Origin of the sequence: Bacillus mycoides (assembly GCF_000832605.1) — a bacterium.
Lineage (GTDB): Bacteria > Bacillota > Bacilli > Bacillales > Bacillaceae_G > Bacillus_A > Bacillus_A mycoides.
Window position 1 is genome coordinate 3,969,459 of record NZ_CP009692.1, and the last position, 24,043, is coordinate 3,993,501.

A 24,043-nucleotide genomic window follows, 5' to 3' on the forward strand; every position below is an offset into this window, starting at 1 on the left:
AAGCTCCTGCTCACAACTGAACAGGAGCTTCAACTCATTCATCAATACTTAACGCTCTAACGATTCGTATTCGATTATGCTTTTTTCGTATCTACTACTTTAATATCTTCAGCATAGATTTTTTCTGCATAGTCTTTAATGTTCTTCCAGCTATCTTTCGCAATGTTTAAATCTTCTTTAATGAAAACAAGGTCATTTGGACTAATTGAATCTACATTTTGAAGTAAAGAATTGTATTTTGATCCCATTGTGTACCATTGATTTGAAATGTTTTGCAACGCTGTAATTGCTGTATCAATTGTGTTTGTTAAATATTCAGTTTGTGTTTTAATGTTCGTTAGTCCTGCCACTTCTAATTGCGCAGTTGTAACTTGTCCTGTTATCTTTTGAATTTCTGCCTGTGCATTATCAAGCTCTTTCTTCGCTAAGACGATTCCTGCAGTACCACCACCTACTGCTGCTGTTCCACCTGCAATTAATGCGATTCCTAGCGGAGTTCCTGCTCCCGTAGCAATTACAACCGCACCACCGATAATTGCAATTGGGCCTAAAGCTGTCGCAACAGATGAACCGATAATAATTGCATTATATTTACTAATTGCTTCATTATACGTTGTAATTTGATTTTGCAGAAGCGGAATTCCAGCATCTTGACTAGCCAAGATAGATGTAATTTGATTTGCATCTCCCTTGAAATTTTGAGTATCCGACGTCATTTTATTTCGGAATTTCTTTAAGTCTTCTACTAACTTATCTACTTGCGCTTTATTTTCAGTAATACTACTTGATAATCTAGTTAGACCTTTCGTAAGAGTTGCTTTATCCTTTGCATCAACCGCAGCAACTAAAGTATCATAATAGTTTTGGAATTTCGTATTGTAATTAATGATATTTTGATTTGTTGAAATAAGCTGTGGCTTCAATACATCTAGCCATTGTTGTGCATTCCCTCTAGCTGTATCTTGATGCTGAATCACTTTACCTTTTAAAGATGTATCAACTGACGTTACGTTCCCAAAGTTAACATTACCTTGTTTAATAATTGTTAAAGCGTACAGATCCATTACTAAAGCGTTAGAACCTGTTCTTTCCATCGCATCTTTAAGGCCTTCTGGTCCTAATGAATATTCGTCATAATCATTATATGCTTTTGCTACAGCATGAACTGGAGCTTGTTTCACTGTACTTTCAGCAGCATACGTATGGGCTGGCATAATATTCCCTGCTGCAAATACTGCCATAAGTGCTGATAGAGCCATTACTTTATATGGTTTTTTTGTCATTTTTCTTCTCTCCCTATATCGCTAATTATTTTTCTGTTTAATGTACTTCAACGTTTGTAACGTAATCTTCAAATTGATTTGTTTGCTTATTCATTTCATCACTTACTTTTTTAAGTTGATTGAAATGTTTTTGAAGTAAACTACTGTCTGTATACGTGCCTTCTTCAATATTTGCTTGAATTTGGATCATATTATTGTTTAAAACTTTCCAATCCGTTAATAACGTTTCTAAAGTTGCGATTTGGCGATCAATCAGTTCCGTAAAGCTACTTACTTGATCTTCAACGAATGTGATTTGAGTCGCCTCTGATTCAGTTTGTGATAACTTTTGAATAAGTGGTAGTAGCTCTTTTTGTTTTTGCTGAATACGAAGAGCTGCTTCCCTCGTTTGACTATCTGCTGCATTTACAATTTCATTACTTAACGTACCGATAGAAACAAAATCGATTGTTTTCGTTTGTGCAGTTTGATTTGTGATTGTAAATACTTGTTTACCGATATTAATAGAACCTTTAATAATTTCTTGTGGTCTATTCAAAATAGTAGTTAGTTCAGCTTGAATTTCCCCTTGAATTCTTTTTATGTCTTCTCTTAATTTCACAATATCTCCACTTGATCCTTGCAGTGTTTTTATTGCTTCATCAGCTTTAATTGATAAGTTATTACTATCTTTGTCTAATACCGTTTTAAATCGATTTAACTCTAATAAATCTTGCTCCATACTCTCTTGAATGCTTTGGACCTGCAATTGTAATTTTCCATATGCGTTTGTAAAATCTGCTTTTGCCTGTTCATCTTCATTTACTTTTCCTGCTAGTTCATAGAGCTTACTATAATAGCTATTAAATCTAGTGCTGTATCTCATCATCTCTTGATTTAAGTCGATTAGCTTCGGATTATATTCATCAATCCACTCTCGTACATTCGCCTTTGCAAATTTTTGATGATTCGTCAAACTACTCATCGCATTTACCTTAATGTCTGGCTGTTGCAAAATAACTAATCCGTATGCTTGGATAAGTGGTGACTGTGACCCTAACATTCTAATTGAATTTGATAATGTATTTGGAGCAATTACATTTTGCACGTTTAATACTTTCACCTTTGGTTGCCCCTCTTCAGCGTAAGCGCTTACAGGAATGAAGCAACTCGTAGATACTGCTGTAACCAATAACCCTGTAATTAAAGTTTTTTTCACTTTAACCCCTCCTATGTATTAGCAACTATTACTATCGCATTTTATTATTCTATTTTCTTGCACATTATTTGAGATGGTTAAAAATAGAGAACGTTCTCACCGTGAGTCATGTACGAAACACCTCTCTCAAACTTTATTTCTACAGTACTTACTTATTGTTATAAAACATTTCATAACTTTTCACATGTGCTTAGTATGAATAACATTGTATAAAATTTCTGTTTCATCGCAATTTCCATATTCACACAGTGAATATATTACATGAAAATATTATTCATTTTAAGATAAATAACGCACGTGAATATGAAATTAAGTTTTGTTTTTATTAAAGTTTTGTACTGTAAGGTCATTTAAACACAGCTATTCATCTATCGTAAAGAAGTATTTTAATTCCCTTTATTTTCAAGACCTCATGTCCTTATTCCAAAATAAAATCCACTTAACTTCCTCCATTAAAATATCCATATATCACAACAAAAAACACTGTTTACTCATAAGAGATTATATTATAGTAATATAATTTTAAGACCTATATGCAATTATGCATAGCATATACACAAAAAGGATAGCTTCACTTTCGTGAAGCTATCCTTAAAAAATCTTATTACTTTTTCAAATGATATGGAACTGTCGTAATAACAACATTTCTTTTATAGAGTAAATACGCACGAATGAGTAAACTAGACTGATTATGAAGAATGTTATGCCAACCTTTTTTCGGAATAAACTGTGGTATAACGACCGTAACTCGGTAATTTGATTCACTCGCTTTATATTGCACTGTGTCAATAAATTTTGTAAGCGGCTGAATAATGCTTCTATAATGAGAATGTAATGTAACAAGCCTTACTTCAGGTTGCCACTTCTCCCATTTCTCTTCAAATTTCTTTTCCTCTTCTCTGTCAAAAGCAACATATACAGCGATAACTTGATCTGCAGAAAGAGCCTTAGCATAGTTCAATGAATTTTCTACTACATGAGTCATACCAGCTACAGGAACGACAATTACATTCCCTTCAATCGGAACAAGTGGTTCACAAGTTTTTAAACTTAATTGATCGCCCACTGCATCATAATGCTTCTTAATTCGATGGAACAAGAAGATAATGAAAGGTAAGAAAATAAGGATTGACCAAACTTGTGCGAACTTAGTTAAAAAGAACATGCTCATAACGATAAAACTAATGACTGCACCAATTAAATTAACCGTTAATCTTAAAGCCCATCCTTCAGGCTTTTCACGAAGCCATTTTAGTACCATTCCAGTTTGAGAAAGTGTAAACGGAATAAATACCCCTACTGCATATAGCGGAATCAAGTGTTCTGTTTTCCCCTGAAAAGCTACAATTAAAATAATCGAAGAAATCCCAAGTATAATAATACCGTTTGAATAACCTAGGCGGTCTCCTCTAATCGTAAACATTCTCGGTATGAACTTATCTTTTGCAAGATTAACCGCTAATAGTGGAAATGCAGAATAACCTGTGTTAGCCGCAAGAATTAATATTAAAGCTGTTGTACCTTGTATGAAATAGTACATGAAATTACGTCCAAAAGTTTGTTCAGCAATTTGTGAAACGACTGTTACTTCCTTACTTGGATTAATTCCGTAATAATAAGCTAAAAAGACAATTCCAGAAAATAAAACTGCAAGTAATGCACCCATTGCAAGCAATGTTTTCGCTGCATTGTTAGGTGCAGGATCTTTAAAGTTTGGAATTGCGTTAGATATCGCCTCAACACCCGTTAAAGCAGAGCTTCCTGAAGCAAATGCTCGTAACAGTAAGAACAAACTAATTCCCGCAACTGGTGTTCCAATTGGCGAATGCAGCGTGGGTGAAACGTGACCAGTCAAAATATTATATATTCCTACACCAATTAATATAAATAATGCTACAACGAATAAATAAACCGGATATGCTAAAACGGAAGCTGATTCCGTTACGCCTCTTAAATTTAAGATGGTAATCAATATGACAAATATAATCGCAATGATTACATTATGTGCATGTAAACTAGGAAAAGCTGATGTGAGCGCATCTGTACCTGCGGACACACTTACTGCAACAGTTAAAATGTAATCGACTAATAAAGATCCTCCAGCTATTAATCCCGGATTCATCCCTAAATTTTCTTTTGATACAACATATGCTCCGCCGCCATGAGGGTAAGCAAAAATAATTTGTCGATAAGATAAAATAAGAGCTGTCAATAATACTAATACCCCAACAGCTATCGGAATGGAATACCAATAAGCTATTGCTCCAAGACCTGCTAGTGCAATTAATATTTGCTCTGGTCCGTATGCGACCGATGACAATGCGTCAGAAGATAAAATGGCTAGCGCCTTCGTTTTATTAAGTTTTTGCTCTCCTAACTCAGTTGATTTTAACGGTCTTCCAATTAAAAATCTTTTAATAGATGAAACCAATGCTGTCCACTCTCCAATAATTTTGTACGAACGATACTGCTAGTTACAGCGATAAACTATTTCTTCAGAAAACAAAAATGTCTACAAGCCATAACGAAATAGACTTGTAGACATTATTTTTTTTGTCGCACAAGCTCCACCTTCCTTCTCAATATAACGCTTACGAGGTTAGCTGTCGGATTCGGGCCTATGAGTAGCCCTACCTTTTTCAAGGATTCACCCCATTGGATTATGTACTAATCCATAAGAACGGGTCCCCCGCACCATGCGGCTTCAGCGATTTAGAAAATTGAAACTGTGGATTATAATACTCCTTTATTTTCAAAAAGTAAACAAAAATTTTAAAAAAGAAAAAAATTAAAACGATTGCGCATAATCCACCGAAAAATATACATAATGAATACTAAAAATCCACAAAGGAGACCCGTATGTCTAAAGAAAAGAAGCCACTTTTTTCCGATTCCTATTTAGATGCAGTAGCAAATGAAATTAATCAGCTATATGGTAAACGTGAAAGAGAACGAAATACGACAGATAAACCGAAAAGAAACGAATAAATTGTCAAAAAGAAACAAAAAAAGGATAGCAACATTTATATTTTGCTATCCTTTACTCTTTTTCATACCATTTCTTTAGTAAAAATCATTTTTTCATATACCTTTAAATTTTGATACACAACACTTAATAAAGGCACATCTATAGACATTTCCTCTGCTAATTTCAATAAGTATCCTTGTAAATGCTTCCCTTCAATGAGCGAACCTTTTTCCATATCCCGTTGCATCGATGACTTCATATCATACGAAATTTTATCAATCGTTTTCATATGTTCCTGGGCGATATTCTCCTTAACTGGAGCCCCCATAGATTTCATGATTTGCACTGATTCTTCAAATAAGTTCCTAATAAATTCTCGGCCTCCATCACTCTCACGAATCGGTCCTATCGGCGCACGCATTAATGTTGTCACACCTGACATTACGGTGATAAATAAATATTTATGCCACATATCTTGCACAATATTTTCACTTAAAACAAAACTAGCTTTTGTATCTGCAAATGTTTTAGAAATAAGCTTTATTCTCTCTGAATCTTGAGGCTTAATTTCCCCAAATACAAGTCTGTTGGCAGCACTCGTTTGTACAATTTCTCCCTGATCGTTTAATGTCGTCTCGATAAAGCATAGACCGCCAATTACTTTCTCTTCACCGAATTCCTTTTGTAATAGTGATAAATGAGCGATACCATTTAACAATGGGATTATTACAGTATTTTTACCTACAAACGGCTTTAAATCTATGGTCGCCTCGTGTAAATGATACGCTTTTGTTGAAAATAAAATCACATCAAATGGAGTCGTTCTATCTTCTTTCGTTACCAATTTCGGTTGAAATGAAAAATCTCCATTAACACTACGAATAACAAGGCCTTTTTCTTCTAATTGCTGTTTTCTTTTGCTGCGAACGAGAAATGTAACATCTTCTCCCTTTTCTACTAATCGGCCACCGAAAAATCCGCCAACGCCCCCAGCTCCTAATACTAAAATACGCATACAACATCCCCCTTTTTCTAACACAATTATACTAATTTTAGTATACATAACATTATACATGTCCCTTGTTAAATAAGCTGAATTTTCATTCTTAATCTAATGAACAAGAGAGGTTATTTTCAAGAAAAATTGGGCATGTTGTTTCTATAGCTTATACGGAAAGGAAACAATGTAAATGGAGGCAATACAAACAATCGAGGAAAAAGATGTAACAACAGCTATATTTCAATTTATATTCCCGTTTTCGTTTAAAACTGGATATGAACAAAATATGTTCCCTTTCTTACAAAAAAATGATTTTCGACCTTTTCGACTCGATCATCTTGAAGATGAAAATACATATTACGGGAAATTTCAAGTTTCACATCAAAATATGGAAGCATACTATCTTTCCTTTACAAATAAAATTCTCTTTCCTCATTCAGAACATCAAAAAGGATTACAGCGCTATTCTAAAGACCTTAATTTAAATGGACATTTAACAACTAACCTTATTTCCGTTCCATTCAAGATACATTCTATTGATGTAACACTTTGTCCTTATGAGCTTGGGTTCTTAACAATTCGGACAGAAATAAAAACCGCTCCTAACATGACATTATCAGAAGCGATTGAATTCGCGGCTCGCTTCCGTGTACTTGAAACTAATAGTGATACGACTGAGACTATTTGTATTGAATGTGATGGAAAAAAATATTCACAAGTAGAAAAACTTATATTCGGTGATTTATTTCATGGTTTAACAGACTTCTTTGAGAACAAGAGATTGCGGAGTTCTTACTTTCAAACATTCCCTTTCTTTGAAGACCAGCGAATGTATGTACAAACTCTATTATCCATAAACAAAGAGTCAGACCTTCATATAATCGATGTATATCGAGCTTCCAGTCTTTCCGGATTATCAGATGATGGTAAGCCATATATTAGTGCAAATAATGTTCCTTATATTCACGATTATTTAACAAAACATTCTTATCAAAGATGGGCTCCTAACCGTTACTTTATTATGGAAGAACATATTTTCACATGTATTACAAATGAAGGTGAACAAGCAGTCACTAAACTTGCTAGTCAAATGTACGGGGAGTTTTATTACGCTTTATTATTAAATTTATTTCATAAAGTTGTTTTATTAAAGATGGCAAACGCTTATGCCGAGTTAAATATTGAACAAGATACAAATGAAATAGAGAAATTAATTTATTCAATAAATTCGTTTACAGCTAATTATTTTTCTTTAGAATTAGTATCCCAATCACAAAGTGAAGATATTTTCTTTCGTCTAAGAAAACTTTTTAACATTGAAGTACTGTACACGAACGCGAAACAAAATCTCGATAGTTTATTTAAATATCAAGAAAATGTTGCTTCAAAAAAAGATAGCCTCTTATTATTAATTTTAACGCTCTACTCTGTTGTAGGCCAAATGTTAGGGTTTACTATGATTGATCTTTTAAGAAACACCGATTCAAACAAAATATCATCGCCTTTTGAATTTTTTGCTCTATTAATAGCGATTAGTGGCATAGTCATTTCACTTATTTTAGGTATACAAAGTTTATACCAATGGAGTGTACAACATAAACGAAGAAAAGCATGGGTAAAACAAACTGTACTTTCTGCTGTGAAAGAGAAGGATAGTACAAAGTAACTAAAAAACAGATGGCAGCACGATGCTACCATCTGTTTTCTATTATGCTTACTTACCTGCTTCGATTTTTTCTAATGTAGCAGCTACTTGCTCTTCTGTTAATTCGTGTTGCACGATATAACGATTACGTGGGTGTACACGACATTCATGAGAACATGCACGTAAATGTTTTGCTTCACTTTCTTCAGAACATAAAATTTTCTTGTTACATTCAGGGTTTGCACAGTTTACATAGCGCTCACAAGGTTCACCTGTAAAGTGATCTTTACCAACGATAACATGTTCTTTTTGGTTTACTGGTACAGCGATACGCTCATCAAATACGTAACATTGACCATCCCAAAGTTCACCTTGTACTTCTGGATCTTTTCCGTACGTTACAATTCCGCCATGAAGCTGGCTTACATCTTCATAACCTTCACGAACTAACCAACCTGAGAATTTCTCACAACGAATTCCACCTGTACAGTACGTTAAAATCTTTTTACCCTCAAGTGTTTCTTTATTTTCTCTAATCCAATCTGGTAATTCACGGAATGATTCAATATCTGGTTTAATCGCACCTTTGAAGTGTCCTAAATCAAATTCATAATCATTTCGTGCATCAATGATAACTGTATCTTCTTGTTTCATTGCCTCATAAAAATCTTTTGGTTCTAAATACTTCCCAGTAATTTCTTTCGGGTTAATGTCGTCTTCTAGACGAAGTGTAACTAACTCTGAACGAGGACGTACGTGCATTTTCTTGAATGCATGTTCATCTGCCTCATCAATTTTAAATACGATTCCAGCAAAACGTGGATCATTATTCATCGCTTCCACGTATTTTTCTGTTTGCTCAACAGTTCCAGAACAAGTTCCGTTAATTCCTTCTGTCGCTACAAGAATTCTTCCTTTTAACTCAAGTGATTTACAAAATTCTAAATGCTGTTCAGCAAATTCTTCTGGGTTTTCAATTGTTGTGTACATGTAATACAGTAATACTCTATATGGTTTTGTAGTTGCCAATGTATTTCTACCACCTATCTAAATTTTAAAATCATGTATAAGTTAACGTTCATATCAAAACATATATAATAAGAAAATACATACTAAATTGTACTTAGCCTATTTTCTTCTATTTACAATTTTTTCTATAAGTTAACAAAAATAAAAAACAAGATTACAGAACAAAACACTACGGTTAGGTTGTAATCCCAATATATTATATATCATACAATTTCATTTCCATCAATTAATATGCTGTAATATAGGCTGTATGTTCACATAAATTTCAAAAACAACCCTATAATTTATTATCTTCTCCCTTATTCAACAACCATAAACTCCCAAAATATTTTTGCATCGTCACACCATTCATTGCACACAGTCATATAATTTGCATTAAGGAAACTTTTATGTTCAAATGAAATTGCCACATCATATATCTAAATGTATTGAAATAATGAGTAAAAATAAAGTGAAACTTTAATCAAGTTAAGATTTCAAAGGGGAATACTACTATGAATAAAGATATAACAAAAGATGAACAAGTCCCTTCTCAAAGTACAACAGTTCAATCAGCCCATTTAGCGTTAAGTGGACAAACAAAAGGCTTTAAAAGACTGTTACCATTCTTAGGACCTGCTTTTATCGCATCAGTTGCTTATATTGATCCTGGGAACTTCGCTACAAATATCGCAGCTGGATCACAATATGGGTATTTATTGCTTTGGGTAATACTCGCTTCTAATTTAATGGCTGTATTAATTCAAACTTTATCAGCTAAATTAGGAATCGCTACTGGGAGAAATCTTCCTGAAGTAGCTCGCGAAAACTTCCCCAAACCAGTTTCCATCGGTTTATGGATACAAGGGGAACTCGTTATTATGGCTACAGATTTAGCTGAATTTATTGGGGCAGCACTTGGCTTATACTTACTATTTGGAATTCCGATGTTACCAGCTGCTTTAATTACAGCAGTTGGATCATTTATTATTCTTGAATTTCAACGCAGAGGCTTTCGTCCATTAGAAGCTATCATAACAGGTATGATTTTTATCGTTGTTATCGCTTTTGGTATCCAAGTCTTTTACGCAAAACCGGAATTAAGCCCTCTACTCTCAGGACTTTTCACTCCAAAATTCCAAGGTGTAGATAGCATCCTTTTAGCAGCTGGAATTTTAGGTGCGACAGTAATGCCGCACGCGATATATTTACATTCGGCCTTAACGCAGCGCCGTGTAGTCGGAACAAATGATGAACAAAAGAAAAAGATTTTCCGCTTCGAATTCATCGATATTATTATTGCAATGGTTATCGCTGGAGCAATTAATGCAAGTATGTTAATTGTAGCAGCTGCACTATTCTTTAAAAACGGCTTGCACGTTGAAGACCTTGATGTTGCTTTTAACCAGTTCAGTAATTTAGTCGGTCCTGTATCGGCTGCATTATTTGGGATTGGACTTTTATCAGCAGGTTTATCTAGTTCTTCTGTTGGTACGATGTCTGGTGATATTATTATGCAAGGATTCATTCGAATGCATATTCCGTTATACTTACGCCGATTTATAACAATGATTCCGCCTCTCGTTATTATCGCTTTAGGTGTAAATCCAACTTACGCTCTCGTTATGAGTCAAGTTGTCTTATCTTTCGGTATTGCCTTTGCATTAGTACCACTTATTATGTTTACAAGTAATAAGAAGATTATGGGTGCACTCGTCAACCATCGCATTACAACATTTATCGCGTGGTTAATCGCTGCACTTATTATCGTTTTAAATATTTTCTTACTGTATCAAACATTTGTAGGTTAATAAAAAAGGGTATTCCAAATTTGATTTGGAATACCCTTTTTGTATGAAATGATTTCCTTCTACTTACCACTTATGTATGTCCCTCTTTCCGGCATTATCGCACCTTTTTCAGTTCGAAAATAAAGTGGTAAGCCTTCCGTGAAAAACATACTCACCTTGGATGGATCCTGCCTTTGATGATGGATATGTAAATGTGGTTCACTTGAACTTCCTGAGTTACCGACTTGTGTAAGAAACAAAAATACCCCCGATTCATCTAGTCGTAAATAAATATGATTAACAGCCATAGATTCAAAATCATCCTTACCCCTTGAATAATCTTTATTTTCAGATTAGATTATATAATAACAACACATTCTAGTTTCAGAAGAAATGGAGTGAAAGCATGTTTCCTATATTAAAAACCAACCGACTCATTTTACGAGAACTTACCGACGAAGATGCACCGAGTATATTACAGTGCTTTTCTAATACCGATGTCCTGCGCCATTATGGCCAAAAACCATTGCAAAATTTGGATCAAGTAAAACAAATCCTTACTAATTTTAAATTGGGGTACAACGCAAGAAGCGGCATTAAATGGGGAATCGAATTAAAAGACAAGAAAGGGCTCATCGGAACAATTGGTTTTCATGATTGGTCTTCCGAACATAAACGAGCAAATATAAGTTATGCCTTTTTGCCTGAACACTGGGGAAATGGATATGCTACTGAGGCAGTTTCTGAAATTATATCTTATGGCTTCCATACGCTTCATTTAAAACGTATCGGGGCAATTGTATTTCTTGAAAACGAAGCTTCAAATAAAGTGCTATTAAAATTAGGATTTGAAAAAGAAGGGATTCTAAAAAACTATATGTATCAAGATGATATCCCATATGATACGAATTTTTATTCTTTATTAAAATCCGTTTAATAGATATAATTCCCAAAAAAGAAACCTCACTTTTAAAAGTAAGGTTTCTTTTTTGATTAATAGTTTTACTTATTATCGATATAAGCATTCTTATAAGTATAAACGCCACCAAATTGATGCTTTTCAATTCCTTTTACATAATCCTTTTGTACATAAGCGGAACCAATATGATAAAGCGGTGCTACCGCAGCGTCCTCTAATATGACCTGCTCAGCTTCTCGCAACGCTTTCCATCTTTTCTTTTGATCTAGTATAAGATCATTTTTAGCTTTTTTTATTAGCTCATCGTAATGAGGATTAGAATAATTCATTTTATTATTTGGATTACTTGTCGTAAATAGCTCTAAATAACTAATTGGATCTTTATAATCTGGTCCCCAATTTACCATAGATATATCGTAATCACCTGTTTGTTCTAATTGTAATTTTTGCTTAAATGGCTGTTGTTTAATTTGTATCGTTAATCCATGCAAATTCTTCTCTAAGTCACCTTTTATATATTCCGCCATACGTTTTGCGTTATCTTGTTCAAACGTTAAAAACTCGAGTTTTATTTGTTCTACTCCAACTTCTTTTTTCGCTTCTTCCCAAATCTTTTTCGCATTTTGCAAATCATATGGAGAAAGATCTCCATTTTCTTTTCTAAAATCTTTACCAGTCTCTTCATTTACGTGACCAACTGGTACAAGTCCACTTGCAGGTTTTGCCCCGTTATTAATAAAGTGAGCAACAAAATCCTTCTTATTTAACGCTAATGAAATAGATTGACGTACTTTCTTATTTGCTAACGCATTATTTTTTTCATTAAAACGTAGCATAGCAATTCCAGGATCGCTCGACATATGCAATTGCTTATTCCCTTTATACTTGTCTACAAATTGAGAATTAATTGGTACTCGATCCAAATCGCCAGCTTCATATAAATTTACTGCTGTCACTGTATCCTTCACAATTTGAAAGTTTATTTCTTCTAATTTCACTTTCTTTTTATCCCAATATATATCATTTTTCTTTAATTGAAATTCTTGTTCATGCTTCCACTTCTCTAATACAAATGGACCGTTATATATGAGATTACTAGGTTCCAATGCATAATTCTCTCCTTGTTCTTTTAAAAATGATTCGTGCTGTGGTAAGTATATAGGTAACGCTAACAACTGTAAAAAATACGGAATTGGCTGTTCTAGTTCCACTTCTAACTTATAATCATTTATAACTTTAACCCCAAGTTCATCAAGAGGCATTGTTCCCTTATTTATCTCTTTCGCATTTTTCACGTAAAAGAGCATATACGCATATTGAGACGCTGTTTCATGACTTACCGCCCGTCTCCACGCAAACATAAAATCATTGGCTGTTACACTGTCTCCATTTGACCATTTTGCATCTTTACGCAAATCAAATGTATATTTTTTACCATCTTCACTTCTTTCAAACGATTTTGCTACTGCTGGAATAGGCTGATCTTGATCATCTAATACATATAACCCTTCAAATATGTTTTGCATAACGTGCGCTGATGTACCATCCATCGTTTTTGTAGTATCAAGAGAAGGAATTTCTTCTGATACCGTTACATTTAATACTTGTTTTTTTGCCTCTGTGTCACTTTTATTCGCTTTATTATTACAAGCTGCTAATAATAAAGTTGTAACAAGTGCCATTACTATTAAATGGCTCTTTTTTCGCTTCATGAGTTGTTCTCCTTAAGTATAAAATATTATAAAGCGTTATATATTATAGCAGAAATACTAACAGAAAGATGCGACATTCTTTTGAATATTTATTCGTTCAAGAAAAAAGCTATCCTTTTAAAAAAGGATAGCTTTTTCAACTGATATATAATTACCTATCTTTGTAAACCTCGTTTATAACGACTTGCTTCAAATATAATACGCTCTTCATCTAATGTTTTACATTCACCATTCCAAACGACACGTTTACCATTAATAATTACATCGCTTATATCTTTTCCACTAGCTGCATACACAAGATGTGATAACACTTCATCTGCCGGTTGTAAATGCGGCTTATTAGATGGGTCAATCGTAATAAAATCAGCACACTTTCCAACCTCAAGTGAGCCCGTTTGTTTCATCCCGATTACTTCAGCAGCTCCTTTAGTCGCAAGTGTAAGAGCTGTTTCAACTGGTAACGCTGTTGCATCTTGATGAATACCTTTTTGTAATAATGTTGCAATGCGCATTTCTTCAAACATATCTAAATTGTTGTTAGACGCCACACTATCTGTTGCAATTCCTACTTTTATTCCTGCTTCTAGCATCGCTTTTACATTCGCTATACCAGAACCTAGTTTTAAATTACTATTTGGGTTATGAGCTACTCGAACATCATGTTCTGCTAAAAATGCACGCTCATTTTCATTTAATACTACACCGTGTGCAATAACTGTTGGGCGTTTAAACAATCCGCAACTTGCTGCATATTCTACTGGACGCTTCCCATACTGTGCTTCAATATCACGTACTTCACGCTCTGTTTCAGAAAGATGAATATGAACCATCGTTTGATTTTCTACTGCAATACGAGCACACTCTTCTAACAGTTCTGTGGAACATGTATATGGACTATGTGGTGCAACCATCGTAGTTAACATACCACTTTCGTTATAGTAACGCTTCACATATTTCTCAGCTTCTTCAATTGCTTTCTTTTCATCGTCTTTCGTTCCGAAGCTAAATAAAGTTCTTGAAACAGCAGCACGCATTCCACTCCTTGATACCGTTTCCATAATTGCATCTTGGTCTACTCCAATAGGATTAAACATATCAGAGAATGATGTTGTACCACTTTTCACCATTTCAAGTAATCCTAATTCCGTGCTAGCGACCGCAAGCTCTGGCGTAAACTGACTTTCAAGTGGCCAAATTCTCGTCTCAAGCCATGGCTGCAATAACATATCATCTCCGATACCTCTCAAAAGGCTCATAACAACATGTGTATGTGTATTGACAAGCCCTGGTAAAACCCACTTTCCTTTCATGTCAATTACTTCATCTACTTCAAAATCGTTAGCGAATTCTCCGCTATTTATATCTATAATTTGATCATTTTCTACAATGATATATCCATTTTCTATCACTTCATTTTGTTCATTCATCGTTGCAATTGTAGCGTTTACATAAGTTGTTTTCAAAAGTATTTCCCCTTTCAACTCTATGAAGTTCCCTTTAATTAGTTACCACCATTATAGTAACTTATTGAAGATTAAGAGTCAAAAGATAATTTTAATTCTTTCGTTGTCTTTTCCTTCAAAATGCTATATTGTTTTTCATTTGTATCTGCAAATGCTTCTTCACGGCTCGACTTCATGTCCATATAGTTTAATGTTTCATGAAATTGGGTCCTAGTAAAATCATACCTTTTCCCATCTACTTTATTGTAGAAATGCCATACTTCACCTATCTTCGTCTTTATTATCTCTCCCCCGCACAATTCTTGGACAATAAGGGCCGTTACACCACATTGTCCCTTTGCTGGGCTTTCGCTCGTCCACTTAGAACTCGTTTCTATTGACCAAGATTTTCTTAATGCTTCATATAGTTGTTTAATCTTTATGCTATCCATATTCAGCATCTCCTGACATTAGCAATTTCACACATCATATTATAAAAGCGGTAAAAGGCAATTTTTAAAAATCATTACTATTTGTAACACCGTTCAATATATTGAACGGTGTTACAAATGATTTAATTCACCTTTGCTCCATAACATCTCGCAACTACAACCGCCTGCGCTATATCTAATTTCACGTTTTTTAAATCAAAAGCTTTAAAATCAACTCTATCAACTACAGCTCCTCTTAAATCCGCCCCACTAAGTTTCACCTTACCTAATTGTGCGCCCGTTAAATCCGCTTCACGCAAATCTGCTTTTTCTAAATTACATTCATATAGGTCAGCTTCAATTAAACGAATACCCTTTAACATTTGTTTACTTAAGTTCGCAAACCTTAAATTCGTATATGACCAATCGCCTGATATAATTGTTATTCCGTCTAAATTCGCCTCTTCGAAATCCGAACCAGTCATTTTACATTCTTCAAACTTAGATACAAATAAATTCGCACCAAAAAACCTACAATTAGCAAACGTAGTTCCTTGATGGATAGAAGCATTAAAAAGAGTACCAGTAAAATCACATTCTATGAAATTACAATTTTTAGTAAAAACTTCTGATGCATCTATCCCTCTAAAACGGCATTTTATGAAGGTACAATTTTTCAATTCCTCGTCTTTTATCCAGATATCTTGAAAATCTATTTCTACATATTCTTTATTTACAAATTCACTCATAATCAATCCTCCAATTTTTCAAAAAACCTCACTTCAGCATGAAGTGAGGTTTCTTCTTATACAATATGCTCATCTAACCATGAAATCAAATCTTGAAATACATCTTCTCTATTCACTTCATGGAACATTTCATGTCTACCATTTTCATATAAACGAAGTGTTACATCTTTCACACCACATTTTTTATAGTTTTCGTATACTTCTTTTACACCTTTCCCCATATCCCCAACAGGATCACGATCACCAGAGAATATATGTATTGGAAGATTTTTTGGTGTCTTCTTGTATTCTTCTATTTTATTTACTTCTAGAACTCCATGAAACAATTCTCGGTAAAAACTAGTCGTGCAAATGAATCCACATAACGGATCCGCAATATACTTATCAACTTGATGAATATCTGAAGATAACCAATCAAATTTCGTACGATTTGGCTTAAAGTGTGAGTTGAAGTTTCCGAAAGATAAGAAGTTCAGCATCGGACTTTTCGTTTTCTTTCCGCGAAGTTTCATCTCAATTGTCGCTACTTTATGACCGATACTTCCTAAAAGCCCTGGATTTCCACCAGTTCCTGAAATAAGGAATCCATCATATAATTCACCTTTAAATTGTACAGCACGTCTTGATAAAAAAGAACCCATACTATGTCCAAGTAAAAATAACGGGCATGTCTGCTCTTCTTTTATCATTTCCGAAACAAAGATAACATCAGACACAGCCTGATTCCAACCTACATTTGGTTCAAAATGACCATAGTCTTCTTCTCTTTTTACTGTTTTTCCATGCCCCTTATGATCATGAGCATAAACACCATATCCTGCTTCTAATAAGGCATCAATAAATTCTGTATAAACACCTGCATGTTCTGTCATACCATGTGCAATTTGAACAATTCCCCGCGGATTTCCTTCTAGTAACCATTTACGCAAGTAAATTTCCGATTTATCCAATGCCGTAACGAAATTTTCCTGTATGCTCATTCCGACAGCCTCCAAATCTATTATGTATATCTTTTTTTATAATGAATAAACATTCATTATTCTTATTATGTATTATATGCAATTGCTTTCATTATGACAAATGATCTATTTTTCCGATTACATATTAAACTATTATCTTGACGAATTTAAAATAAAATTATATAGTTACTTACATAAAGTAATTAATATATTTTTAGGAGGTTTTAATCATGATGCCCTCACTATTTTTAGCACATGGATCACCTATGCTTGCTATTCAAGATACAGACTATACACGCTTTTTAAAGACACTTGGAGCAACATATAAACCGAAAGCTATTGTTATTTTTACCGCTCACTGGGAAAGTGAAGTATTAACGATCTCCTCTTCAGATGAAGTATATGAAACAATTTATGACTTTGGAGGTTTTCCTCCTGAGTTATACGAAATCAAATATCATGCGAAAGGCTCTTCTAGCATTGCGTCTATGCTAGAAACAAAATTTAAAAACAAAGGCATTCCAGTCCATCATAATATGACGAGAGGTTTAGATCATGGCTCATGGACACTCCTGCATCGTATGTACCCAGAAGCCAATATTCCTGTCGTACAAATATCAGTAAATCCATTCCTTCCTGCAAAAGAACAATTTGAAATTGGAGAAGCACTAAAAGGACTTGGACAAGAAGATATTTTAGTAATCGGCAGCGGAGTTACTGTTCATAATTTACGAGCATTAAAATGGAATGAAACAACTCCGGAACAATGGGCGATTGAATTTGATGATTGGATTATAAATCATATGCATACTAGCGATAAAGATGCATTGTTTAACTGGGAAAGAAATGCTCCTCATGCACAATTAGCTGTACCAAGAGCGGAACATTTTGTTCCTCTATTTATCGCGATGGGTAGTGGTGAGAACGACGGTACGGTCATTCACCGTGGCTACGAGCTTGGTACATTAAGTTATCTTTGCCTTCAATTTTAATGAAAAAGGATGAAGCAATATTGCTTCATCCTTTTTCTGTTTTTCATTCACATAGTTAACTAACTTCCAAATGTCGTTTCTCTGATACCTCTTCGTTCTTACTATGAAAATAAACCCAAATGCACGCAATAAATAATAGTGATGATGTAGAGAAGAAAACATATTGGAAGCCTGCATGAGCTGCAATTTGTCCACCAAGTACTGGCCCAATCATATTTCCTAAAAACTGAAACGATTGATTATATCCAAATATTCGTCCCGTTACATGGGTTGGCGTATGTTGTTTTAGTAGAGTTTGTACGGAAGGTAATAGTCCTGCTTGTGCAATACCTAATAAAAAGCGAAGAATTAATAGTTGCCAAGCTGAGGTTACAAATGCTTGTGGAATAAAAATAATTCCTGCAGCAAACAACGCTACAACTAACGTTTTTTGAGGTCCAATATGATCTGATAATCTTCCTAGCTTAGGAGCTGCTAAAATAACTGCTAATCCTGTCGCAGACATGACTGCACCTGCAAGCATTTCAATATGATCTGTTCCTGGTCCTGCCAAATGCTTTACGTACAACGTAATAATAGGTTGAATCGACATATTTGCAAGCTGAATAATAAACGTTGCTACAAATAAACTTATTATTAAATGTTTTGCAGGGACCATCGTCCATACTTTTTTCGGCTGTGCCTTTTTTTCTTTAGCAGAATGTTTCTCCTCATGTAAGAAGAAAAAGACGATAAGAAAGGACAGGAATAAGAAAGCTCCTGTAACTAGAAAAACATGGCGCATTCCGATTAACTCTGACAAATAACCTCCGAGTATCGGCCCAAGTAATGAACCGCTCACGCCTCCAGTTGAGATTGTAGAAATTGCCCAACCTGAATGTTCTTGCGGAGTTTCTGCAGCAATAAGTGTCATCGCTGTAGAAAGGAAACCTGATACCGATCCCATTAAAAACCGAAGTGCGACTAATTGATACACATCTGTCACAAACCCCATAAGCGTCATAATTATCGCCATACCAAGGCTCGCACGTATAAGCATCAATTTCCGACCATGTATATCACCAAGCTTGCCCCATATTGGTGATACGATCGCACCCATTAAAAATGTCACACCAAATGCAAGTCCCGACCACTGTGCAATACTAGAAGTGCCGGTCACCCCTAATTCCTCAATATAAAAAGATAAAAAAGGAATTACTAAACTCATACCGGCTGCAGTGGTAAAACAACCTAGCCAACAAATCATTAAATTTCGTTTCCAGCTGGCCATTTTTACACCTTCTTTCATTCGATACCCATTCTACACCGTTTTCTAGAAAAAGTTTAGTAATTTGCTTTATACATAATAAAACTCTATCCCTTTGCATTCTTTGCAAAGGGATAGAGTTAATTATCTCCTATGGGTATTAAACGTGCATTACAGCATCGCTCGTAAAACTCAATCGGACCTGCTTGTCCTATAATTGCATACTCATATCCGCTTTTCTTCATGTTATATAAACAATGATTCAATAACGTCTTCCCAACACCGTTCACACGATTATGTTTCGCTGTACCCATCGGGCCAAACAACCCTTTCTTTCCTCTCACAACATCGTAACAAGCGAAACCAATGATTTCTCCTCCTTGTTCAGCAATAAAAATAGGTAACTCTTCTTTATATGTCCGAAATCCATAATCTAAAGATTTTAACCAACGCTCACCAAATTCATCCTTAACAAAACGTGCCAACTTTTCAAAATCAGAAGAGATCGCTTTTCTAATATTACAGCTTAAACTATTACAAATAGGATCAAATATTGTTAATGCAACCGTCAAGTCTCTTGGTTCAGATGTAATTTGCAATAGATCTTTTTTCATCTTTTCACTTATAACCTTATCAATAACTGTATCCCCTTGAAAAATTGCATATAAAACATGCCCTTCATTTATTACTATTTGCTGAAAACGTTCCATCCGTTTCTTCGCTACTTTTAAAACTTCTATCGTCTTATTTGAAACTTTAAACTCCCCAACATTTATGTATTCTATTTCATTTGCATAATATTGTTGGAGTAACGATATCTTTGCTAAAAAATCCATACCCACCGTGTGAAATAAATACATATGTAACTCCGCGCAAACTCCAGTACCTTCCTTACAAGCTCCTATAAATAGATGAACTGGATGGATAATACCTTTACTACACTCAGCCTCTTCTGCTGCAATCTCCAATATTTTATATGCACGTTTTGTAAATTGGAATTCCATCATCTATATCCCTTCCCCTAATGACTTATTATCAAACCATAACCGTATATAATAGAAACAATTACTCCAACCATTAATATGCCTGGAAGTAAATTTGCCACTTTAATTTTAATAAATCCAAGTAAGTTTAATCCGATTGCGAATATCATAATACCGCCAGTAGCCGTCATTTCCACTATAAATTGATTCATTAATTCTTTTGGAACAAAACTATTAATTTGTGTTGCAAAAACTGCAATACCTCCCTCATATAAAATCACTGGAATCGCTGAAAATACTACGCCAATTCCTAGAGTTGTCGTTAATATAATAGAAATGAATCCATCGATAATCGCCTTTGTAAATAAAATATCATGATTTCCGCGAATCCCACTGTCCAATGCACCAAGTATCCCCATCGCTCCGATTGCAAAAATAAGCGTGGCTGTTACAAAGCCTTCTGATATGCTCCCTTTCCCTTTCGATCCAACTTTATTTTCTAGCCAATCCCCTAACAGTTTTAACCTTTCTTCTAATTGTAGCCATTCTCCGATTACCGTACCAATAACTAAACTTAGTATGACAACAAGAAAATTTTCACTTTTTAATGCCATTTGAAGTCCAAGTACAGTAACCGCTAAACCAATTGCATGCATAATTGTTCCCTTCATACTTTCTGGAATCGCACTAAATAATTTACCAAGTAAAGTACCAAATATAATACAAATCCCATTTACAACTGCTCCTAATATAACCATTTCTCATTCTTCACCCTTCGAATTCTTTATTTCTATATTTTGGTTTATACATTGATTTACAGGTTACCTATATGTTAACGTAATATTGTGAATATTAACAAACGTTTTTCACTACATAACCCGCTATTTTTTTGTAACTATACAAAGACCGATTGCCTTTAGTAGATTCATTGTTAATCTAATTGCGGGATAAACTCAAAAGGGAAGGTATTTATGAAAACTTTACTAAAACGATTTCTGTTAATAGCCTTTTTCATTACACCAATTGTTTTATTAATCAACTACTCTTTTATTTCAAAAGCGAAAGACAAACCTGATATGCAAAACAAATCTAGTAAAACAGCTTCAAAAAGCGAAAAGAAAACCGAAGACCCTGAAATCACACTCACCTTCTCTGGTGATACAATGTTCGATTGGCAATTACGTCCCGTAATCGAAAAAAATGGGGCTGATTATCCATTCCAACACGTAAAAGAAGAAATAACGAAAGCTGATATTTCTTTTGTTAATTTAGAGTCAGCATTTACAACGAGAGAAAAAAAAGTACCTGGGCAACAATTTTGGATTAAAAGTGATCCATCCACACTACAAGCCATTAAAAACACCGGATATGACATCGTGAACATTGGCAATAACCATACGCTTGATTATGGGCAAGATGGACTACTAGACACCATTTCTCACGTCGAAAAATTAAAACTACCTTACACTGGAGCCGGAAAAAATGCTGAAGATGCTTATACTGCTCGTGAACTAACTGTAAAAGGAAAAAAGTTTAAATTTCTTTCCTTTGTACGCTTTATGCCCAACTTTAATTGGGTAGCTGGTGACAATAAACCCGGCGTTGCAAACGGATATGACCTAGATCTTGTAACAAAAACGATTCAAGAGCAAAAGAAAGATGCTGATTATGTAATCGTCTATATGCATTGGGGCGTCGAAAAATCTAATCGCCCAATAGAATACCAGAAACAATATGTTCCGAAAATGGTAGAGGCGGGTGCTGATGCAATCGTTGGAAGTCACCCGCATTGGTTACAAGGATTTGAGTATTACAATAAAGTTCCTATCGCATACTCGTTAGGAAACTTTTTATTCCCGAATTATGTAAATGGAAAGAGTGCCGAAACAGGCGTATTAACTTTAACCTTTAAAGGTAAGGATGTCCAAATGTCATTCAATCCTTACATCATTCGCAACAACCAAGTTTCTCCTGTAAATGAAGAAGAAAAGAAAAAAGCACTGCAATATTTACAAACGGTTTCAACTGATGTAGAAATTGATGACACTGGGAAAATAATAAACAAACGCAACTAAACAGCACGAGATTCATTTCTCTGTAACATACATTACGGGATAGGTGATGAATATGCTGAAAAACTTATTAGAAAATATAAGTCTGTTAGAAAACGTGTATAAAATATCTATAGCGATCCTGCTTTTATGTTCATTTTTTCTGTTAGACTTCTAAGAAAAATAAAGCGAGAGAGAAAACTTACTCCCTTTGAATTTACAATGTATGTAATCATTCGTATTGCAATACTTTTTTGGTTAACTAGCTTTATCCTTCTTGAATATGGAGCGTATTTCGTTTAACTTTCAAAGAATAAAAAAGATAGAACAAGCAGGATTTCCCTTCGCTTGTATCTACCTTTTTTATTTCAAGTAGAATTGTATGTTAACTCTTTTCTTTTATTAAATAAGTAAATCAAACAGCACAGGATTTTTATTAAGCTCCACGAATTGAATGTTATTTTCTTGAAAACGAGTAATTAAAGCTTCATAGTCTTCCTTATGCTTTAATTCTACCCCCACTAAAGCTGGACCATTTTCTTTATTATGTTTCTTAATATACTCAAAGCGAGTAATATCATCTTCCGGTCCTAATCCTTTATCAAGAAACTCTCGTAGTGCTCCTGAACGTTGCGGAAATTCAATGATGAAATAGTGCTTTAATCCTTCATGAATAAGGGATCGTTCTTTCATTTCTTGCATTCTATCAATATCATTATTTCCACCACTTAACGTGCATACAACTGTTTTTCCCTTTATTTCATCTCTGTATAGATCAAGTGCCGCAATAGAAAGCGCACCAGCTGGCTCTGCTACAATCGCATTTTTCTTATACAGTTCTAAAATCGTTGTACAAACCTTTCCCTCCGGTACTAAAACAATATCATCAATTACATCTTTACATGTTTCAAAAGTTAACTTTCCTACCTTCTTAACAGCTGCTCCATCAACAAAACTATCAATCTTTTCTAATGCAACATTTTCATTTTGAAGAAAAGCTTCTTTCATAGATGCAGCTCCCATCGGTTCTACACCGATTACCTTTGTAGTAGGACTAACCCCCTTTACATATGTACCAATACCAGATGCTAATCCACCACCGCCAATTGCTGTAAATATATAATCAACTGGTTTCTCCATATCATGCATAATTTCAACAGCGACTGTTCCTTGACCAGCAACGACATACGGATCATCAAACGGATGTACAAATGTCATCCTATTTTCTACACAATAGCGCTGCGCCTCTTGGAAAGAACTATCAAATGTATCACCAACTAATACAATGTCTGCGAAATCACCACCGAAAAATTCAACTTGTGATACTTTTTGCTTAGGTGTCGTTGTCGGCATGAAAATTTTTGACGGAATCTTCAATAAATTACACGTATAAGCAACTCCTTGTGCATGATTACCAGCACTTGCACAAACAACACCATTTTGTAACTTTTCTTTCGGTAAACTTTGAATTAAATTATACGCACCACGAATTTTGAAAGAACGAATAACTTGTAAATCTTCTCGCTTAACATATACGTCACATTCATATTTCTCAGATAAAACTGAATCTCGTTGTAACGGTGTTTTAATAACGATATCTTTCATGCAATTATGAGCCATTAAGATATCTTCAATTTTCACTCTCTCCTTTACATTTTGCACCATTT

At 34.5% G+C, this 24,043-nt stretch carries 20 protein-coding genes, 2 pseudogenes and 1 riboswitch; of the genes and pseudogenes, 7 read left to right on the plus strand and 15 right to left on the minus strand.

What is annotated here, in order from left to right; all coding sequences use genetic code 11:
* Nucleotides 1–74: 74 nt before the first annotated feature.
* The 3 genes from nheB to BG05_RS22150 form a co-directional block, all read right to left on the minus strand.
* The gene (gene nheB, locus BG05_RS22140) at nt 75–1,283 is read right to left on the minus strand and encodes a non-hemolytic enterotoxin NHE subunit B (protein ID WP_002126822.1); all 1,209 of its coding nucleotides are present in this window, start codon (nt 1,281–1,283) and stop codon (nt 75–77) included.
* Nucleotides 1,284–1,320: 37 nt separating this feature from the next.
* Entirely contained in the window at nt 1,321–2,481 is a 1,161-nt protein-coding gene (nheA, locus tag BG05_RS22145) for a non-hemolytic enterotoxin NHE subunit A (protein ID WP_002126819.1), read from the minus strand.
* A gap of 604 nt (nt 2,482–3,085) precedes the next feature.
* Nucleotides 3,086–4,912 (minus strand): APC family permease, encoded by a 1,827-nt coding sequence (locus BG05_RS22150; protein ID WP_002126816.1) that lies wholly within the window; start codon nt 4,910–4,912, stop codon nt 3,086–3,088.
* A 142-nt stretch (nt 4,913–5,054) separates the two neighbouring features.
* Nucleotides 5,055–5,201, minus strand: a riboswitch (cyclic di-AMP (ydaO/yuaA leader).
* A gap of 139 nt (nt 5,202–5,340) precedes the next feature.
* On the opposite strand from BG05_RS22150, the gene BG05_RS31880 reads away from it, so the two are divergent.
* Nucleotides 5,341–5,469 (plus strand): hypothetical protein, encoded by a 129-nt coding sequence (locus tag BG05_RS31880; protein WP_002086273.1) that lies wholly within the window; start codon nt 5,341–5,343, stop codon nt 5,467–5,469.
* A gap of 62 nt (nt 5,470–5,531) precedes the next feature.
* Here the strand turns inward: BG05_RS31880 and panE are convergent, their stop codons facing one another.
* On the minus strand, nt 5,532–6,464 hold the full coding sequence (gene panE / locus BG05_RS22160) for a 2-dehydropantoate 2-reductase (RefSeq protein WP_002168643.1): 933 nt from the start codon (nt 6,462–6,464) through the stop codon (nt 5,532–5,534).
* Between the two features lie 175 nt (nt 6,465–6,639).
* Here panE and BG05_RS22165 point away from each other — a divergent pair, with 175 nt between their 5' ends.
* On the plus strand, nt 6,640–8,115 hold the full coding sequence (locus BG05_RS22165; RefSeq protein ID WP_002126812.1) for a hypothetical protein: 1,476 nt from the start codon (nt 6,640–6,642) through the stop codon (nt 8,113–8,115).
* A gap of 48 nt (nt 8,116–8,163) precedes the next feature.
* Here BG05_RS22165 and trhO read toward each other — a convergent pair whose 3' ends face one another.
* Nucleotides 8,164–9,123: an oxygen-dependent tRNA uridine(34) hydroxylase TrhO gene (gene trhO, locus BG05_RS22170; RefSeq protein WP_002086277.1), complete on the minus strand. Its 960-nt coding sequence runs from the start codon at nt 9,121–9,123 to the stop codon at nt 8,164–8,166.
* Between the two features lie 494 nt (nt 9,124–9,617).
* Here trhO and BG05_RS22175 point away from each other — a divergent pair, with 494 nt between their 5' ends.
* Nucleotides 9,618–10,913 (plus strand): Nramp family divalent metal transporter, encoded by a 1,296-nt coding sequence (locus BG05_RS22175; protein ID WP_001030684.1) that lies wholly within the window; start codon nt 9,618–9,620, stop codon nt 10,911–10,913.
* 59 nt (nt 10,914–10,972) lie between these two features.
* On the opposite strand, the pseudogene BG05_RS22180 reads toward BG05_RS22175, so the two are convergent.
* Nucleotides 10,973–11,245, minus strand: a pseudogene (locus BG05_RS22180) (M23 family peptidase); the annotation flags it as partial.
* 53 nt (nt 11,246–11,298) lie between these two features.
* Here BG05_RS22180 and BG05_RS22185 point away from each other — a divergent pair.
* Nucleotides 11,299–11,829 (plus strand): GNAT family N-acetyltransferase, encoded by a 531-nt coding sequence (locus tag BG05_RS22185; RefSeq protein ID WP_002126807.1) that lies wholly within the window; start codon nt 11,299–11,301, stop codon nt 11,827–11,829.
* Between the two features lie 65 nt (nt 11,830–11,894).
* Here the strand turns inward: BG05_RS22185 and BG05_RS22190 are convergent, their stop codons facing one another.
* From BG05_RS22190 to BG05_RS22210, 5 genes are all read right to left on the minus strand, one after another.
* Nucleotides 11,895–13,523: a peptide ABC transporter substrate-binding protein gene (locus tag BG05_RS22190; RefSeq protein WP_016126770.1), complete on the minus strand. Its 1,629-nt coding sequence runs from the start codon at nt 13,521–13,523 to the stop codon at nt 11,895–11,897.
* A gap of 155 nt (nt 13,524–13,678) precedes the next feature.
* Entirely contained in the window at nt 13,679–15,004 is a 1,326-nt protein-coding gene (locus BG05_RS22195; protein WP_002086280.1) for a bifunctional S-methyl-5'-thioadenosine deaminase/S-adenosylhomocysteine deaminase, read from the minus strand.
* Between the two features lie 53 nt (nt 15,005–15,057).
* Nucleotides 15,058–15,417: a YunG family protein gene (locus BG05_RS22200; protein WP_002086281.1), complete on the minus strand. Its 360-nt coding sequence runs from the start codon at nt 15,415–15,417 to the stop codon at nt 15,058–15,060.
* 122 nt (nt 15,418–15,539) lie between these two features.
* Nucleotides 15,540–16,145 carry a pentapeptide repeat-containing protein gene (locus BG05_RS22205; RefSeq protein WP_003188583.1) on the minus strand — a complete coding sequence of 202 codons (606 nt, stop codon included), beginning with the start codon at nt 16,143–16,145 and terminating at the stop codon, nt 15,540–15,542.
* 56 nt (nt 16,146–16,201) lie between these two features.
* Entirely contained in the window at nt 16,202–17,125 is a 924-nt protein-coding gene (locus BG05_RS22210) for an alpha/beta fold hydrolase (protein WP_016126769.1), read from the minus strand.
* A gap of 209 nt (nt 17,126–17,334) precedes the next feature.
* Between BG05_RS22210 and BG05_RS22215 the strand changes: the two genes are divergently transcribed.
* Complete coding sequence (locus BG05_RS22215) at nt 17,335–18,096, plus strand: DODA-type extradiol aromatic ring-opening family dioxygenase (protein ID WP_003188587.1); 762 nt, start codon at nt 17,335–17,337, stop codon at nt 18,094–18,096.
* Nucleotides 18,097–18,151: 55 nt separating this feature from the next.
* On the opposite strand, the gene BG05_RS22220 is transcribed toward BG05_RS22215, so the two are convergent.
* The 3 genes from BG05_RS22220 to BG05_RS22230 all read right to left on the minus strand — a co-directional run bounded on the left by BG05_RS22220 (nt 18,152) and on the right by BG05_RS22230 (nt 21,083).
* Complete coding sequence (locus BG05_RS22220) at nt 18,152–19,366, minus strand: multidrug efflux MFS transporter (protein WP_002086285.1); 1,215 nt, start codon at nt 19,364–19,366, stop codon at nt 18,152–18,154.
* A gap of 116 nt (nt 19,367–19,482) precedes the next feature.
* On the minus strand, nt 19,483–20,349 hold the full coding sequence (locus BG05_RS22225) for a GNAT family N-acetyltransferase (protein ID WP_002126793.1): 867 nt from the start codon (nt 20,347–20,349) through the stop codon (nt 19,483–19,485).
* 14 nt (nt 20,350–20,363) lie between these two features.
* Complete coding sequence (locus tag BG05_RS22230; RefSeq protein WP_000236011.1) at nt 20,364–21,083, minus strand: DUF554 domain-containing protein; 720 nt, start codon at nt 21,081–21,083, stop codon at nt 20,364–20,366.
* Nucleotides 21,084–21,296: 213 nt separating this feature from the next.
* On the opposite strand from BG05_RS22230, the gene BG05_RS22235 reads away from it, so the two are divergent.
* Complete coding sequence (locus tag BG05_RS22235; RefSeq protein WP_002126792.1) at nt 21,297–22,400, plus strand: CapA family protein; 1,104 nt, start codon at nt 21,297–21,299, stop codon at nt 22,398–22,400.
* A 52-nt stretch (nt 22,401–22,452) separates the two neighbouring features.
* Nucleotides 22,453–22,679, plus strand: a pseudogene (locus BG05_RS30070) (hypothetical protein).
* 99 nt (nt 22,680–22,778) lie between these two features.
* Here BG05_RS30070 and ilvA read toward each other — a convergent pair.
* Nucleotides 22,779–24,041 carry a threonine ammonia-lyase IlvA gene (ilvA, locus tag BG05_RS22240; RefSeq protein WP_002012149.1) on the minus strand — a complete coding sequence of 421 codons (1,263 nt, stop codon included), beginning with the start codon at nt 24,039–24,041 and terminating at the stop codon, nt 22,779–22,781.
* Nucleotides 24,042–24,043 lie beyond the last annotated feature (2 nt).

Bases quoted from the DNA above. Each gene is read 5' to 3' on its own strand.
- nheB (WP_002126822.1), bottom strand. From the start codon at position 1,283: ATGACAAAAAAACCATATAAAGTAATGGCTCTATCAGCACTTATGGCA.
- BG05_RS31880 (WP_002086273.1), top strand. From the start codon at position 5,341: ATGTCTAAAGAAAAGAAGCCACTTTTTTCCGATTCCTATTTAGATGCA.
- panE (WP_002168643.1), bottom strand. From the start codon at position 6,464: ATGCGTATTTTAGTATTAGGAGCTGGGGGCGTTGGCGGATTTTTCGGT.
- BG05_RS22165 (WP_002126812.1), top strand. From the start codon at position 6,640: ATGGAGGCAATACAAACAATCGAGGAAAAAGATGTAACAACAGCTATA.
- BG05_RS22175 (WP_001030684.1), top strand. From the start codon at position 9,618: ATGAATAAAGATATAACAAAAGATGAACAAGTCCCTTCTCAAAGTACA.
- BG05_RS22185 (WP_002126807.1), top strand. From the start codon at position 11,299: ATGTTTCCTATATTAAAAACCAACCGACTCATTTTACGAGAACTTACC.
- BG05_RS22190 (WP_016126770.1), bottom strand. From the start codon at position 13,523: ATGAAGCGAAAAAAGAGCCATTTAATAGTAATGGCACTTGTTACAACT.
- BG05_RS22200 (WP_002086281.1), bottom strand. From the start codon at position 15,417: ATGGATAGCATAAAGATTAAACAACTATATGAAGCATTAAGAAAATCT.
- BG05_RS22205 (WP_003188583.1), bottom strand. From the start codon at position 16,145: ATGAGTGAATTTGTAAATAAAGAATATGTAGAAATAGATTTTCAAGAT.
- BG05_RS22210 (WP_016126769.1), bottom strand. From the start codon at position 17,125: ATGAGCATACAGGAAAATTTCGTTACGGCATTGGATAAATCGGAAATT.
- BG05_RS22215 (WP_003188587.1), top strand. From the start codon at position 17,335: ATGATGCCCTCACTATTTTTAGCACATGGATCACCTATGCTTGCTATT.
- BG05_RS22220 (WP_002086285.1), bottom strand. From the start codon at position 19,366: ATGGCCAGCTGGAAACGAAATTTAATGATTTGTTGGCTAGGTTGTTTT.
- BG05_RS22225 (WP_002126793.1), bottom strand. From the start codon at position 20,349: ATGATGGAATTCCAATTTACAAAACGTGCATATAAAATATTGGAGATT.
- BG05_RS22230 (WP_000236011.1), bottom strand. From the start codon at position 21,083: ATGGTTATATTAGGAGCAGTTGTAAATGGGATTTGTATTATATTTGGT.
- BG05_RS22235 (WP_002126792.1), top strand. From the start codon at position 21,297: ATGAAAACTTTACTAAAACGATTTCTGTTAATAGCCTTTTTCATTACA.
- ilvA (WP_002012149.1), bottom strand. From the start codon at position 24,041: ATGGTGCAAAATGTAAAGGAGAGAGTGAAAATTGAAGATATCTTAATG.